The 14,264-nt window shown below is 69.3% G+C and carries 15 protein-coding genes and 1 pseudogene; 8 read left to right on the top strand and 8 right to left on the bottom strand.

Annotated features, from left to right (window positions below):
* Nucleotides 1–48: 48 nt before the first annotated feature.
* The 4 genes from AB0I98_RS02035 to AB0I98_RS02020 form a co-directional block, all read right to left on the bottom strand.
* Nucleotides 49–2,511, bottom strand: coding sequence for a UvrD-helicase domain-containing protein (locus tag AB0I98_RS02035; RefSeq protein ID WP_362933876.1), 2,463 nt, complete (start codon nt 2,509–2,511; stop codon nt 49–51).
* Nucleotides 2,512–2,571: 60 nt separating this feature from the next.
* Complete coding sequence (locus AB0I98_RS02030) at nt 2,572–3,399, bottom strand: zf-HC2 domain-containing protein (RefSeq protein WP_362933873.1); 828 nt, start codon at nt 3,397–3,399, stop codon at nt 2,572–2,574.
* Nucleotides 3,399–3,920 carry a sigma-70 family RNA polymerase sigma factor gene (locus AB0I98_RS02025; protein ID WP_010039908.1) on the bottom strand — a complete coding sequence of 174 codons (522 nt, stop codon included), beginning with the start codon at nt 3,918–3,920 and terminating at the stop codon, nt 3,399–3,401. Before AB0I98_RS02025 ends, AB0I98_RS02030 begins: the two co-directional genes overlap by 1 nt.
* Before the next feature lie 328 nt (nt 3,921–4,248).
* Complete coding sequence (locus AB0I98_RS02020; protein ID WP_362933871.1) at nt 4,249–4,860, bottom strand: CGNR zinc finger domain-containing protein; 612 nt, start codon at nt 4,858–4,860, stop codon at nt 4,249–4,251.
* Nucleotides 4,861–5,091: 231 nt separating this feature from the next.
* On the opposite strand from AB0I98_RS02020, the gene AB0I98_RS02015 reads away from it, so the two are divergent.
* On the top strand, nt 5,092–5,628 hold the full coding sequence (locus AB0I98_RS02015; RefSeq protein WP_362933869.1) for an anthrone oxygenase family protein: 537 nt from the start codon (nt 5,092–5,094) through the stop codon (nt 5,626–5,628).
* Here the strand turns inward: AB0I98_RS02015 and AB0I98_RS02010 are convergent.
* The 3 genes from AB0I98_RS02010 to AB0I98_RS02000 form a co-directional block, all read right to left on the bottom strand.
* A complete protein-coding gene (locus AB0I98_RS02010) occupies nt 5,577–6,728 on the bottom strand; it encodes a uroporphyrinogen-III synthase (RefSeq protein WP_362933867.1) in 1,152 nt (383 codons plus the stop codon). The genes AB0I98_RS02015 and AB0I98_RS02010 overlap by 52 nt on opposite strands.
* Before the next feature lie 204 nt (nt 6,729–6,932).
* Nucleotides 6,933–8,315, bottom strand: a complete 1,383-nt coding sequence (locus AB0I98_RS02005) for a nitrate/nitrite transporter (protein ID WP_362933864.1) — start codon at nt 8,313–8,315, stop codon at nt 6,933–6,935.
* A 256-nt stretch (nt 8,316–8,571) separates the two neighbouring features.
* A complete protein-coding gene (locus AB0I98_RS02000; RefSeq protein ID WP_362933861.1) occupies nt 8,572–8,988 on the bottom strand; it encodes a peptidoglycan-binding domain-containing protein in 417 nt (138 codons plus the stop codon).
* Between the two features lie 321 nt (nt 8,989–9,309).
* On the opposite strand from AB0I98_RS02000, the gene AB0I98_RS01995 reads away from it, so the two are divergent.
* Nucleotides 9,310–10,086 (top strand): peptidoglycan-binding protein, encoded by a 777-nt coding sequence (locus AB0I98_RS01995; protein WP_362933858.1) that lies wholly within the window; start codon nt 9,310–9,312, stop codon nt 10,084–10,086.
* On the top strand, nt 10,083–10,925 hold the full coding sequence (locus AB0I98_RS01990; RefSeq protein ID WP_362933855.1) for a DUF2690 domain-containing protein: 843 nt from the start codon (nt 10,083–10,085) through the stop codon (nt 10,923–10,925). Before AB0I98_RS01995 ends, AB0I98_RS01990 begins: the two co-directional genes overlap by 4 nt.
* 11 nt (nt 10,926–10,936) lie before the next feature.
* Here the strand turns inward: AB0I98_RS01990 and AB0I98_RS01985 are convergent, their stop codons facing one another.
* On the bottom strand, nt 10,937–11,200 hold the full coding sequence (locus AB0I98_RS01985) for a hypothetical protein (RefSeq protein WP_362934816.1): 264 nt from the start codon (nt 11,198–11,200) through the stop codon (nt 10,937–10,939).
* Between AB0I98_RS01985 and AB0I98_RS01980 the strand changes: the two are divergent.
* The 5 genes and pseudogenes from AB0I98_RS01980 to AB0I98_RS01960 all read left to right on the top strand — a co-directional run.
* Nucleotides 11,189–11,536 (top strand): annotated as a pseudogene (locus AB0I98_RS01980) (DUF5753 domain-containing protein); the annotation flags it as partial. The gene AB0I98_RS01985 and the pseudogene AB0I98_RS01980 overlap by 12 nt on opposite strands.
* Before the next feature lie 12 nt (nt 11,537–11,548).
* Nucleotides 11,549–11,731, top strand: coding sequence for a DUF397 domain-containing protein (locus tag AB0I98_RS01975; protein ID WP_362933852.1), 183 nt, complete (start codon nt 11,549–11,551; stop codon nt 11,729–11,731).
* 252 nt (nt 11,732–11,983) lie between these two features.
* A complete protein-coding gene (locus tag AB0I98_RS01970) occupies nt 11,984–12,394 on the top strand; it encodes a hypothetical protein (protein ID WP_362933849.1) in 411 nt (136 codons plus the stop codon).
* An 18-nt stretch (nt 12,395–12,412) separates the two neighbouring features.
* Entirely contained in the window at nt 12,413–13,555 is a 1,143-nt protein-coding gene (locus AB0I98_RS01965; RefSeq protein WP_362933846.1) for a type VII secretion target, read from the top strand.
* A gap of 1 nt (nt 13,556) precedes the next feature.
* The gene (locus AB0I98_RS01960; RefSeq protein ID WP_362933843.1) at nt 13,557–13,835 is read left to right on the top strand and encodes a hypothetical protein; all 279 of its coding nucleotides are present in this window, start codon (nt 13,557–13,559) and stop codon (nt 13,833–13,835) included.
* The last annotated feature ends 429 nt before the right edge of the window (nt 13,836–14,264 follow it).

Genomic DNA, 14,264 nt, shown 5'->3' with positions numbered 1-14,264 from the left:
AACAAACAGATCCCGTAAGGCCATTCCCGTCGCTGGAGTCCATCTGGATCAATCTTGGAGGAGGTCCGGAACCCCGTTCGCGTCCGGCTCGTCCCGCTCCCCCGACACCACCGTCAGCTGCTGGGTGGCCCGGGTCAGTGCGACGTACAGCACACGCAGGCCCGCAGGGCTCTCGTCGGCGATCTCCGCAGGTGAGACGACGATCGTCGCGTCGTACTCCAGGCCCTTCGCCTCCAGGCTGCCGAGCGCCACGACCCGGTCGCCGAGGCCGGTGAGCCAGCGGCGGGCCTCCTCGCGCCGGTTCATGGCGACGACGACGCCGACCGTGCCGTCGACGCGGTCGAGCAGCCGGGTGGCCTCCTCGCGGACGGTACGGCTCAGGGAGTCGCGGACGGCGGTGAAGCGGGGCTCGACGCCGGTGGAGCGGACCGCCCTCGGTGACTCGGCGCCGGGCATGGCCAGTGCCAGGACCTTCGCCGCCAGCTCGGCGATCTCGGCCGGGTTGCGGTAGTTCACGGTGAGCTGGAAGCGGCGGCGCGGGCGGGAGCCGAGGGCCTCGTCGCGGGCCTGGGCCGCCTCCTCGGGGTCGGACCAGGAGGACTGGGCGGGGTCGCCGACGACCGTCCAGGTGGCGTGCCGGCCGCGGCGGCCGACCATGCGCCACTGCATGGGCGTGAGGTCCTGGGCCTCGTCGACGATGACATGCGCGTACTCGACGCGCTCCTGCGCCAGCCGCTCGGCCCGCTCGCGCTGCGACTCCTCGCGCCCGGGCATCAGCTCCTCGAGCCCGGTGAGCTGGTCGAGCGGGTCCAGCTCGCGCTTCTTGCGGGGGCGGGCGGGGGTGCCGAGGATCGCCTGGAGCTCGTCGAGCATGGCGATGTCGTGCACGCTGTGGCCGTTCCGCTTGAGCGAGCGGGCCACCTTGCGGATCTCGCCGGGGTTGAGGATCCGCCGGGCCCAGCGGCCGAGACGGCGTTCGTCGGCCATGGCGGCCAGGACGTGCTTCGGCGTGAGCTCCGGCCACCAGGCGTCGAGGAAGGCGATGAAGGCGTCCTCGGACACGATGTCCTCGTCGAACGACGACCGCAGCTCGGCGGCCAGCTCGGGGTCCGTGTGCCGGGTCGCGGCGCCCGACTGCTCCCACAGCGCGTCGAGCAGCAGCTTGCGGGCGCGCGGGCGCAGCAGGTTCACGGGAGCGGTGCCGCTGAGGGCGGCATGGCGGATACGTTCCAGCTCGGCCGCCTCCAGTTCGAGCCGGCGCCCGAAGGCGACCACGCGCAGCCGGGTGGGCGGAGCGGCGGGTGCCCCGTTCTGTCCGGGCGTGGCGTCGTCACTTCCGTCGCTCTCCTCACCGAAGGCGAGCTGGCCGGAGGCGGGACGACCGGAACCGTGGCGGCCGGAACCGTGACGGCCGGCGGCGCTCGGGCCCGCGGCGGCATCCCGTCCCAGCTCCAGCGCCCCGCGCGCCGCCTTCCGCAGCACCTTCAGCATCCGGTACGAGCCCTTGGCGCGGGCCACCGACGGGGAGTCGTACAGCGTGGCCTCGGTGCCGTCGACGAGGGAGCCGATGGCGCGGATGGCGACCTGGCCCTCCTCGCCGAGGGAGGGCAGGACGCCCTCGGTGTACGCGACCAGCAGCGGGGTCGGAGAGACGATGAGGATGCCGCCCGCGTACCGGCGCCGGTCCTGGTACAGCAGATACGCCGCCCGGTGCAGCGCCACCGCGGTCTTGCCGGTGCCGGGACCGCCCTCGACGTACGTCACGGAGGCGGCGGGGGCACGGATGACCAGGTCCTGCTCGGCCTGGATGGAGGCGACGATGTCGCGCATGGTGTGGCTGCGGGCCTGTCCGAGCGCGGCCATCAGGGCGCCGTCACCGATCACCGGGAGTTCGTGGCCGTCCAGCGTGGCCTTCAGCTCGGGGCGCATCAGGTCGTCCTCGACGCCGAGGACACGGCGGCCCTTGGAGCGGATCACCCGGCGGCGTACCACCCGGCCCGGATCGACCGGGGTGGAGCGGTAGAAGGGTGCGGCGGCCGGGGCACGCCAGTCGATGACCAGGGGTGCGTAGTCCTGGTCGAGGACGCCGATCCGGCCGATGTGCAGGGTCTCGGCGATGTCGGCCGTGCCGTCGTCGCGCACGGCGCCGTCGGCGGGCTCGACCGCGGTGTACGCGCCGTCGGGTCCCTTCTTGCCGTCCTTGCCGAGCAGCAGGTCGATACGGCCGAAGAGGAAGTCCTCGAATTCGTTGTTCAGGCGGCTGAGGTGGATCCCCGCCCGGAAGACCTGCGCATCACGCTCGGCGAGTGCGCCGGGCGTGCCGACCTGGCCGCGCTTGGCGGCGTCGTTCATGAGGAACTCGGCCTCGTGGATCTTCTCCTCGAGCCGCTGGTACACCCGGTCCAGGTGTTCCTGTTCGACGCCGATCTCCCGGTCGCGCACGGAGTCGTCGCGTACGGAATCCTGGGCGGAGGAGTCGAGCGCGGTTTCCTGTTGAGCCTGAGCGGCCACCGGGCCCCCTTCTGACGTGCTGGGCAGCCGTCAAAGGTACGCGAAGGGGGCCCCGGAAAGCTATGCGTCTACCTCGACAAGCCGCTTGCCTTCGAAGGTCATGACCTCGAAGTGGTCGATCTCGTTCGGTGCGAAGGCGGCGCCGCCGTGGACGTAGAGCGGGTTTCGGGCCTGCTCGGTCTTGGCGTTCTCGATGCCGTAGCCCCAGTTCGGGACCGACCATGAGGTGATCGTCTCACGTTCGCCGTTCTTGCCGACGGCGATGAGAGAGCACTTCAGAGGCCCTTTGACGTTCTTGAGCTCGAGGACGGCGTGGGTGCCCCAGGCCTTCGCCTCCAGGCCGACGCTGGCGCTGACCTTGGTGGTCGGGTCGGTCGCCGAGATCTTGTCGGACATGTGGTCGAAGGCTTCCTTGGCGGGGCTGGCCGCCAAGGTCTCGTTGCCGCCGCTCGTGCCCTCGTCGCCGGCCGTCGTCGCCACCGCGGCGACCGGGCCGCCGATGATCAGCGCCGCCGCTGCCGCCACCATGTAGAAGGAGCGGCGACGGGTCATGGCGCGTCGCTCGGCGACTTCGTTGACCAGCTTCTCCGCGAGCCGCGGGGAGGGCTTGGCCGACAGCGACTCGCCGATGGCGGGCGTACCGGTGCCGGGCAGGTCCGCGAGGGCTGCCAGCATCGGCTCCATCCCGGCGAGTTCGTCGAGCTGCTGGGCGCACCACTCGCAACCGGCGAGATGCGCCTCAAAAGCGGTTGCCTCTACGTCGTCGAGAATCCCGAGAGCGTAGGCGCCGACGGTCTCGTGCTCGTTCGGGCCCGGAGATCCCTGCATAGGGCCAGACATACCCGGACCACCCGAGCCGAATCCCTGATGTCCCCCGTACACACTCATCACGCCGTCACCCCCCGCTCCTCCAGTGCCAGCTTCATCGATCGCAGGGCATAGAACACCCGTGAGCGCACCGTGCCACTCGGTATGCCGAGCGTCTCGGCCGCCTCATTGACCGTACGCCCCTTGAAATACGTCTCCACGAGCACCTCCCGGTGCGCGGGGGTCAGGTCGTCGAGCGCGTCCGACAGCGTCATCAACCACAGCGCCTTGTCGATCTCGTCCTCCGCGGGGATGACCTCCAGCGGCGACGGATCGACCTCCTGCGGCCGGGCCTGCCGGCTGCGATGGCCGTCGATGACGATGCGGCGTGCGACCGTCACCAGCCAGGGGCGTACAGATCCGGTCGCTCGATTGAGCTGACCGGCGTTCTTCCAGGCACGGATGAGTGTCTCCTGCACGACGTCCTCGGCGCGCTGCCGGTCTCCGGCGACCAGCCGAAGGACATAAGCGAGCAGAGGTCCGGCGTGCTCTCGGTACAGCGCACGCATCAGCTCCTCATCTGGTTCCGAGGGCTGGGACATGCGATGTCGGGCCCTCGATGCACGTTCATTGGCCACGACGGAATCCTTGCGCACGCCCACCTCCGATGTCCGGGGGTTCCCCCAGTCGGTCGCTCGACAACCGGTACGGAAGCCAACACCGGTGTGTTCAAAGTGACGTGACAGTTTTCTCAGCGGTGACGTGACGAGGGGGACATGGCCGCACATTCCCCCCGCCTTGTCTTTACATTCCCGCCACAATGGCAAGATCGAGGCCTTTGCCAGCGGCATGCGGCAGGGTCACGGAGTGTTGTCGAAATCACGTCGAAATTACTACGACAGCCGTTTCACATACGGAACTTATCGGGCGCTAGGCGCGGGCGAGTGCCGCGCGGCGGCGGTGCCGGGCCACCCGTTCGCGGTTTCCGCAGACCTCACTGGAGCACCAGCGCCTCCTGCGACCCCGGGAGGAGTCGACGTACACAATGGGGCAGTTGTCCCCTTCGCACTGTCTGAGACTCGCTCGCGCGACGGGGTCGGTGAGCAGTTCGACGGTGTCCCGGGCGATCGCACCGAGCAGCGCGGAGTACTCCGGCGGGTCCAACTCCCGCACCAGCGTGCCGTCTTCGCGACGCAGGGCGCGGGGGGCCGGGGGCGCGGTGCGGGCGAGTTCGTTGACGCGGGCGAGCGAGCGGTCGTACGGCGGTGTCGTGGGCGACAGCCTGCCGTGCACCAGCCGGCCGATGTGGCCGCGCAGTTCACGGAAGCCGACCAGCCAGGAGGCGTCGGCGTGGGTGAGGGGCGTGCCCGGTGGGACCAGTCCCGAGCCGGTGATCCAGGCGTGCAGCACCTCGACGGAGTCGAGCTTTTCGCCGGGGTGTGTGGTCGCGGTCGCGAGGAGATCCAGGCAGATGCGCCCGGCGTCGAACCGCAGCTCGTACGCGGACGAGGATGCGCTGCCCGTGACCGTACCCAGTGCCATGTGCCTGTCACCCACCTGTGCCGTGATGTGCAGTCGTTCGACTGCGGCGCCGTCGTGGCTGGTCGCGCAGTTCCCCGCGCCCCTTCTCGGCGTCGGGGGAACCGTTCCTTTAACAGTGCCTTCCCTCTCACGCGGCCGGAACCCCTCGTACCGGACCGGCGTGGACGTCTGCGTATGCCAATGCGCTTCTGGGGCATGGTCCGTCCACGGTGCGGGCCGTTGACTGAGGGCATGACGCAGAACAGCACTGGTACTGGCACTGGATTTGTACTGGGGGCGGCCACGGTCGCTATGGGGCTGATCGCCGGGGCCTTCTATGTCTTCGCGTGCGGTGTGATGCCGGGGCTGGCCCGCAGTGACGACCGGGCGTACGTCGAGGTCATGCGGGACATCAACGACGCGATCCAGAACCCCGTGTTCTTCCTTAGCTTCATGGGGGCACTGCTGCTCGCGGCGGTGTCGGCGTGGCAGTTGCGCGCGGCGCCCTGCCGGGCGTGGGTGTGGGCGGGCCTCGCGGCGTACGCCCTCACCTTCCTCGTCACGGTCGTGGTGAACGTCCCGCTGAACAACGACCTTGCCGAGAGCGGCACTTCGGCGTCGGTCGCGCGGGAGGAGTTCGAGGACATGTGGGTGGCCTGGAACGTCGTACGGGCGCTGTTGTCGACGCTCGCGCTGGCGTTCCTGGTGCGGGCCCTGGTGGTGTACGGCCGCGGCCGTCAGGCGTCGGCGTACTTGGCGTCGGCGGCCGGGTCGAGGGCGAGCCGGTAGCCGCGTTTGACGACGGTTTGGATGAGTTTGGGCGCCCCCAGTGCCGTACGCAGCCGGGCCATCGCGGTCTCCACGGCGTGCTCGTCGCGGCCGGCGCCGGGCAGCGCACGCAGCAGTTCGGCGCGGGCGACGACCCAGCCGGGCCGCCGGGACAGGGCCCGCAGCAGGGACATTCCGGCGGGCGGTACGGGTTTCAGCTCGCCGTCGACCAGGACCGCGTGGCCCCGGATCTCCACCCGGTGCCCGGCGATCGGCAGGGCCCGCGCCCGGGCCGGCAGCTCCTGGCAGAGCAGCTGGACGAGCGGGCCGAGCCGGAAACGTTCCGGCGAGACCGTGTCCACGCCACGGGCCTGGAGCGGCAGCGCGGTGACCGGGCCGACACAGGCGGGCAGGACGTCGTGGTGCAGGGCGGCGAGCAGTTCGGCCAGCAGACCGCGCTCCTCGGCGCGGGACAGCAGGGACGCGGCGGCGGGCGCGCTGGTGAAAGTGAGCGCGTCCAGGCCGCGTGAGACGGCGGCGTCGAGCAGCCGGTCGACCGGCCCGATGTCCTCCGGCGGCATCCACCGGTAGACCGGCACCCCGACGACCTCCGCGCCGGCGGCCCGCAGCGACTCGACGAATCCCGGCAGCGGCTCGCCGTGCAGCTGTATGGCGATACGACGCCCCTCGACCCCTTCTTCCAGGAGCCGGTCGAGCACCTCGGCCATGGACTCGCTGGACGGCGACCAGTGCTCGGTCAGCCCGGCGGCCCGTATCGCACCCTTGACCTTGGGTCCGCGCGCGAGCAGCTCCACGCCGCGCAGCTTGTCCAGCAGATCCTCGCCGAGGCCCCACCCGTCGGCGGCCTCGATCCAGCCCCGGAAGCCGATCGCGGTCGTCGCGACCGCGATGTCCGGCACGTTCTCGACGATGTCCTTGGTGGCGGCGAGCAGCTCACTGTCGTCGGAGAGCGGCACGATCCGCAGGGCAGGGGCGTGCAGAACCGCGGCACCGCGCCGCTGGAGCAGCGCCCCGAGTTCATCGGCCCGGCGCGCGGCGGTGACACCCACGGTGAACCCGGCAAGGGGCCCGTGTTCCGGTCGCTGCTGTTCGTCGTACATAAACTCTCGTCCCGCACTCGAGTCGTTGCACCGTATGACCCAGGTGAGGCCACGGCCTTGCATGAGGCACTGCCCCACATCAGGCACTACCTCAGATCAGGCGCTACCTCACATGAGGCATTTCGGCTCTTCTGCCTGCATGCCGACCGAGCCTGTCAACGGTGCGTGACAGGCTCGGTTCGGCTGGATGTCGCTGGTGTTACGTCACACCTCGGCGTAGTTGAGCTGCGGTTTCGCCTCCGATGCGGTGGCGGTGGCGGGAGCCTGCGCGGCCGGGCGACGAAGGTATACGGCCCAGGTGACCACGAAGCAGACGCCGTAGAAGGCGAGGAAGGCGACGAAGGCGCCGGTGCCGGAGCCCACGCTCAGGAACGACTGCCGGAAGGCGAGGTTGATGCCGAGCCCGCCGAGCGCGCCCACCGCGCCGATGAGACCCATGGAGGCACCGGAGAGTCGGCGGCCGTAGGAGGCGGCTTCCTCTCCCTCAAGGCCCATGGCGACGGCCTTGGCCTGGAAGATGCCGGGGATCATCTTGTACGTCGAGCCGTTGCCGAGCCCCGTCAGGATGAACAGCGCGATGAACGCGGTGGTGAACAGGGCCAGCGACTTCGACATCGAGGCGGAGATGATCACGGTGGTCGCGGCGGCCATGCCGACAAAGTTCCACAGCGTGATCTTCGCCCCGCCGTACTTGTCCGCGAGCCAGCCGCCGAAGGGCCGGATCAGCGAGCCGAGCAGCGGGCCGATGAAGGTGACGTACGCGGACTCCAGCGGCGTACGACCGAACTGCGTCTGAAGGACGAGGCCGAAGGCGAAGCTGTAGCCGATGAACGAGCCGAAGGTGCCGATGTAGAGGAAGGACATGATCCAGGTGTGGGGGTCCTTCGCGGCCTCCTTGGCGGCGCCGGTGTCGTTCTTCACGGACGAGATGTTGTCCATGTACAGCGCGGCGAGGACCGCGGCGACGACGATGCAGGGGATGTAGATCCCGAGCAGCACGCGCGGGCCGGCGCTGGCGCCGATGACCGCGAGGCCGACCAGCTGCACGACCGGGACACCGATGTTGCCGCCGCCGGCGTTCAGGCCGAGCGCCCACCCCTTCTTCCTGAGCGGGAAGAAGGCGTTGATGTTGGTCATGCTGGACGCGAAGTTTCCGCCACCGATGCCGGCGAGCATCGCGCACAGCAGGAAGGTGGTGAAGGACGTCCCCGGCTCCATCACGATGAAGGCGGCGATGGTGGGAAGCAGCAGCAGTGAGGCCGAGACGATGGTCCAGTTCCGGCCACCGAAGACCGCGACCGCGAAGGTGTAGGGGACCCGGACGAGCGCGCCGACCAGCGTCGCCATCGACACGATGACGAACTTGTCGGCCGGGGTGAGCCCGTACTCGGGGCCCATGAACAGCACCATCACGGACCACAGGGTCCAGATCGAGAACCCGATGTGCTCGGAGAGTACGGAGAAGATGAGGTTGCGGCGGGCCACCTTCTCTCCGGTCTCGTTCCAGAAGGTCTCGTCCTCGGGATCCCAGTGATCGATCCAACGGCCTCCCCTGCTCTGGGCGGGGGCCTGGCTAGGGGCTGTCATGACGCCTCCACGGTGCTCCGGGGCTCGGGCGGTTCTTTGCGGTGCTGAGCGGTATGAGTCCTGAAGGTAGGGAGGGCGCGTTTCCTGTCTGTGGCGTCGGGTGACCGGAAAGGAACTTTGCTCTCACCCCGGCGAAGGGCGGGATGAGAGGTTGTACGGCGAAACGAACGCGGACGCCCGCTACTGACGGCGGCGCGGCCCGTCCCCTCCCCCGAGGGAGGACGGACCGCGCCGGTCATCCGCTCACCTCACCTGCTCACCAGAAGACGCGCAGGTACGGCCACGACTTCGAGCCGGGCAGACCGTCGACGTCGAGGACGTGCCGTCCGTACTCCTCGTTGACGTCGGCCTGGAACTGCTTCATCGCGGTCTTGGACTTGTTGCCGAAGACGCCGTCGACCGTGCCGGTCGGGTAGCCCATGTCCTTGAGGATGCACTGGGCCTCGATGCCGGCCTTGCTGACGCCGCTGGACGACGGGACGACGGTGTTGCCGCTGTAGTAGCCGGCCTGCTTCTTCCCGCCGACGTTCTTGATGGTGCAGGAGTACGCCTGCGCGGAGACACCGCTGTCGGCGGACCCGCTCGCGGCCACGGCGGTGACCGGGGCGACGAGGACGCTGCCGAGGGCGGCGGTGGCGGCGAGGAGGGCGATGCGCTTGCGTGTCGCGGTCATGAGATCCCCGTTTCGTTTCGGTTCGCTTCACTTCGGGTGGGCTGTGCTGCTCACCGAGATTGCGGGATGCCGGGCAGGGGTTTCTACGGCAGCCGCGGAAGTGACGTACTCATGGGATGCCCCGTGCGCTGACCTGCGGAGATGAGGGTCGCAGGGACGGCACGGCGGGACGGTGGCCGATTCCGGACGGGGGCGGGAACCGACTTCCGGGACGGTCCGTGGTTGCTGACGTCCGTGGTTGCTGACGGGGGAAGGAACAAAGGGACGACGGACGACAGGAACGACGGACGACAGGGACCACGGACGCGGACGGGGTGGGGCATGTCGCGTTGGAACGAACTGCCGGAGGGACTGGACCCGCGGGTCCGGCAATTGGTGGTGCGATTACGCCGCCTGAAGGATCACAGTGGCCTGAGCCTCAGGCAGCTGACGGCGAAGACGGGCTACAGCTCGTCGTCGTGGGAGCGGTATCTGGGAGGCCGGTCGCTGCCGCCGCAGGAGGCCGTGGAGGCGATGGCGCGGATCGGGGGTGACGATCCGACGCGGTTGCTAGCGCTGCATGAGGTGGCCGCGGAGGCGTGGGCCACGCGGCGGGCGACAGCCGGCCCGGAGACCGAGGTCACTGCCGCGAGAGTACGTTCCCTCGCGCGCCGGCTCCGGGTGCTCCGGCGTCCGCTCCCGCTGCGGAGGCGGCCGGTACGGATCGCGGTGCTGGCGGGGACCGCGGCCGCGGTGCTCGCCGTCTTCTCGGCCCTCATGATCGTGACCGCCGGCGACGGTGAGACCCGGGCGGCATCGCACGGCTCGTCCTCCGCGTCGCGGTCGGCACCGACGTACACCTGCCGTGTCGAGCAGATCGACGGCCACTGGTACGCGGGCAACAGCCGCACCCGCGACGCGGTCCTCACCAAGGGCATGGCCGGGCCGGAGGTGGCCGAGGCGCAGTGCCTGTTGCGGCGGGCGGGGGCCGCGCCGGGGGACATCGACGGGATCTACGGCCCGCTGACGGAGCGCGCGGTCGAGCGGGTGCAGCAGCGGGCGGGGCTGGTGGTGGACGGGATCATGGGGCCGCATACGTGGGAGGCGCTGCGGCGATGAGTGGGGGGACTCAGCGGCCGGCTCCATCACCATCACCATCACCGGAACGCGCTCGGCTGACGGCCGCCCTGCGGGAACTGAAGGCGCGCACCGGGTTGAGCCTGGCGGGCCTGGAGGACCGTACTCCGTACAGCAAGTCGTCCTGGGAGCGCTATCTCAACGGCAAGACGATGCCGCCACGGCAGGCGGTACAGGCGCTGTGCCAACTCGCTGGTGAGCCGGAGGGGCGACCGCTGGCGTTGTGGGAGATCGCGGAGGCGGAGTGGAGGGGGCGGGCGAGGGAGGCGGGGGCTCGGGTTCCGGCTCCGGCTCCGGATGGGGCTGAGGTCCCGAGGGCCGGAGGCAGGGGTGTGTCGGTGGCGGTGATCGTGACGGTGGTGGCGTGTGCCGTGGCGGTCGGGGGCGTGGCGCTGGCTCTCTTCCTACTGCTGGGCGGGGAGGAAGAGCCCCAGGTGGCGACGGTGTCCTCCTCCCCCACGGGGCCTCGATGCCGGGGCGCCGAGTGTGAGGGACGGAACCCGATGCACATGGGGTGCGGCCGGGGCCCCGACACCCTCGCCTCGTATCGCACGGCCACGGGCGCACGGATGGAGCTGCGTTACAGCGAGGCGTGCGGGGCGGGCTGGGCCCGGGTGTGGGACACGCGGGTCGGCGACCGGATCGCGATGACGGCGGAGGGCGGACACGCGCGTACCGCCGAGGTCGTCGACGAGGTGGACGCGCAGTCCTACGTCTATACCGCCATGTCCGAGGCCCGTCCCGGGACGGTGGTACGGGCCTGCTTCCGGCCTGCGGCGGATGGCGGGGAGAGGGAGTGCTTCGACGATCGGGTGGGGTGACGCTCACTGCTTCATGCCGTGCCGGAACGGCGGAGCTCGGGGAAGGCTTCCTCCCATGTCTCACGCACGCCACGACCCAGCATCTTGCGCAGGATCGGCCAGTGGCGGACGAGATGTTCGCGGTTGAGGTAACGCACGAAATCATCCCTGGACCCGTTGTTGAGGACGATCCGGTACAGACCCAGCAGCAGCTTCACGTCACCGAGGTCGAATGCCCGCAGCCCGGACCACGCGAGCTCCAGCGGAAGCTCGACGGACCCGCGGCGATCATCCACGGGTCAGCCCTGCGGATGCGCTTCGGTGGCCCCGACGTGAAGCGCGGCCAGCTCAAGCATCTGCTCGACATGAGCGAGCTGCCGAACGTCACCGTCCGGGTGATCCCCTTCGACACGGAGTACTACCCGAGCACGGGCCAGTCTTTCGACTACATCGTGGGCCCGGTTCCGCAACTCGACACCGTGCAGCTCGACACCCACCATGGCGGCTGCGGATTCCTCGACGCGGAGGCACAGTTGAGCAAGTACCGCGCCGTGCTTGACCACATGGAGTCCTGCGCCCTCGGCCCTGCCGAGTCACGCGACTTCATCCAGAGCCTCATCCAGGACATCTGAGAGAGACCGACCGTGCAGACCCTCCACTGGCAGAAGTCCACTTACAGCGGCGACAGCTCGAACTGCGTCGAGATAGCCACCACCCCCACCATCATCCACATACGCGACTCCAAAACCCCCACCGAACCTCACCTCACGTTCCCACCCACCACTTGGGCGGACTTCCTCTCGCACGCGGCGGACGCGAGGCGCTGAGCACGAAGCACATTCGCTCGGTGATCGGGTCGCAAGTTCTTTCACGTTCCGGGCCAAGGGCACCTATCTGGGGCAGTACTAGGCTCCAAAACCTGAGCATTCTCGGCCAATTCGTACCTGTTGCACCGTCTGTTCGTATCTCTTCACGCGCGGGCATGTGACGGATCTGTGATTCCAGCGCATCGAATGTTTTGCGTCAGGCACCTTAGGTTCAGACTGGTCGGCATCTGTGATCTGTCTGAAGGAGGACATGTGGCCGAGAGTCCGGATTCGGGCAGGCAATTCGACGACTCCGAACTTCTGGAGATGTCCCAGGGAGACCCGGCGCAGGCGAGACTGCTGCGCAAGTCCCTGGAGACCCTCGCCGCCGGGCACGGCGGCGATGCCCTGAAGGAGATGGCACAGGAGGTCCTCTCCGGGCGGGCGAGCCTGCGGGACGCCGCGAACGTGTCCGCGTACGCCGACCAGCTGATCGAGCAGGCGGCGCCCATGGCGGAGAAGTGGGCCTCACTCTCCGAGGCGGAGCGCGAGGAACTGGCCGCAGAGGGCAGGCGCGCGATCGCGGCGGAGCAGGAGCAGATCGACGAAGAACAACGCGCGGCGCCCGACGAGCGCGCCGGCAAGAAGTCCCGGCATGACGGCCGTGGCTGGTCACTGTACTGACGGGGGCGGGAGCAGACCGTGGGTTTTCGAGTAGAGCCGGACGCGATCCAGGGGTTCTCCACGCTCGTGGGGCGCGGCGCCGAGGGCGCCACGAAGGCCGTCGAGTACACGAGCAACAACGCGAAGATCGACACGATGGTCGGAGGGCAGCTCTGGGATCTTGTCGCGGGCGATCACGACAGTTACGTGGAAGCCGCCAAGAAGGCCCTGGGCAAGGTGCAGAGCGTCCTCACCGCGTCGCAGAAGGAACTGTCCCAATCCGCCAAGTACTACCGCGAGACGGACACGGACGAAGCCGCGAAGATGGACGCCACCTACCCGGGCTCCAAGGGCGGTGGAGGCGCACCGTCCGGCGGCGGCAACGGAAGCGACTTCGCCGACGCGCAGGACGCCGCGGCCGCCCTGAAGGCACCGGCGGGCGACAGCGACAACCCTCTGGTCAAGTACGCCCAGGGGCACGCCGACGAATACACGATGAACCCGGTGCAGAAGACCCTCGGCACCGTCCTCGACCTGGGCAGCCCCTCCACCGTGGCCGTGGAGGCGGTGAAGCTGCTCTTCGGCGTCGACATCTTCGGCGAGATCAACAACTGGGTTCTGGGCGACTGGAACAAGTACAAGGACTGCGCCGAAGTCTGGGGAAACCTCGGCTCGTTCTGCGACGCGGTGGCCGCGAACCTGAAGAAGGGCACCACGAACGTCGGCGTGACCTGGGAGGGCAACGCCTACGACGCCGCGAAGGTCTACTTCGACGAGTTCAGCAAGAAACTCGCCGACTTCAAGGAGAGCTTCGACTCCCTGAAGACCTGCTACGACCAGGCGGCACAGATGGTGTTCCAGCTCGCCGAGGTCCTCAAGGCCGGGGTCGTCTTCCTCGCCGACATGGCGATCATCTGGATGGCCAACATGGCCGCGGCCACGGCCGTCAACGCCATCCCGGTCGGCGGGCAGGTGGCGTCCGCCGCCATGTTCGCCCTGGCCGCCGCGCAGGCCGTCATGATCATCGAGAGGTACGCCGCTCTGGTGAAGGCATTCGACGCGACCATGATGGCCATCACCGGGCTCGGGGCGGTGCTGTCCACGGCGATCAACGGCTTCTCGGCGGCCGACGGCTTCCCCGAGGCCAGCTCCGCCGGCTACGACAACCGAGTGGTCGCCTGAGATGCCCTACCCCTCCTCAAGCGAGAACCTGGAGCTGTTCCTCACCCGCGCCCGGATGCTGTCCGCGGTGGCCGTCCCCGCATACCTGGCCCTCCTGCTCTTCCTCACCAGCGAGGAGGGCTGGCGCTGGAGCTTCCTGGTGTTGTGCGTCCTGCCGCCCGTCGCCGCGGTGGCGGGCTTCGTGGGGAAGCGGGACATCCGACCCGGGCTGGCGGTGGCGGCGCTGGTCCTGGCGTTCGCGCCACTGCCGCTGATCGGCGGGCTCGAGGCGTTGTTCTAGCACCGCGAGGTTCTAGTACCGCGAGGTGCTGTTCACGCCTCGCGGCCGACGGATACGCGCGCCGCGACTCCCGACAGGTCGTGGGCCCACACGCTGTTGCGGTCGGTGACCTAGCGGCTCAGGGCGTGGTGCGGCCACAGGCCCGCGGCGACTCGTCGGCTGCGCTCGTTCCACTGGCGGGCCGCGGGGACGTCGGCCTTGTAGTGGTTGAGGGCGTAGCCGCCGGTGTGGATGCGGAGCAGGGTGAAACCGCCCGGGTAGTCGGGAAGACACCGGGCGCGGACGCGTAGGCGTCGACGATCGCACGGGCCTGGCGGCGCTCCAGCTGCTGGCCGCGGGTCACCGTGAGGACGAAGTCCCGCACGGGCACCGCGGTCGTCGGTCCTACCACCTGGTGGGCGAAGCGCATTGCCGTGGGGTGAGCGTGGT

It is taken from the genome of Streptomyces sp. NPDC050211 (genome assembly GCF_040656035.1).
Classification (GTDB): Bacteria; Actinomycetota; Actinomycetes; order Streptomycetales; family Streptomycetaceae; genus Streptomyces.
Note: the sequence above shows the minus strand (reverse complement) of the source record. Positions and strands in the feature narration are given on the sequence as shown.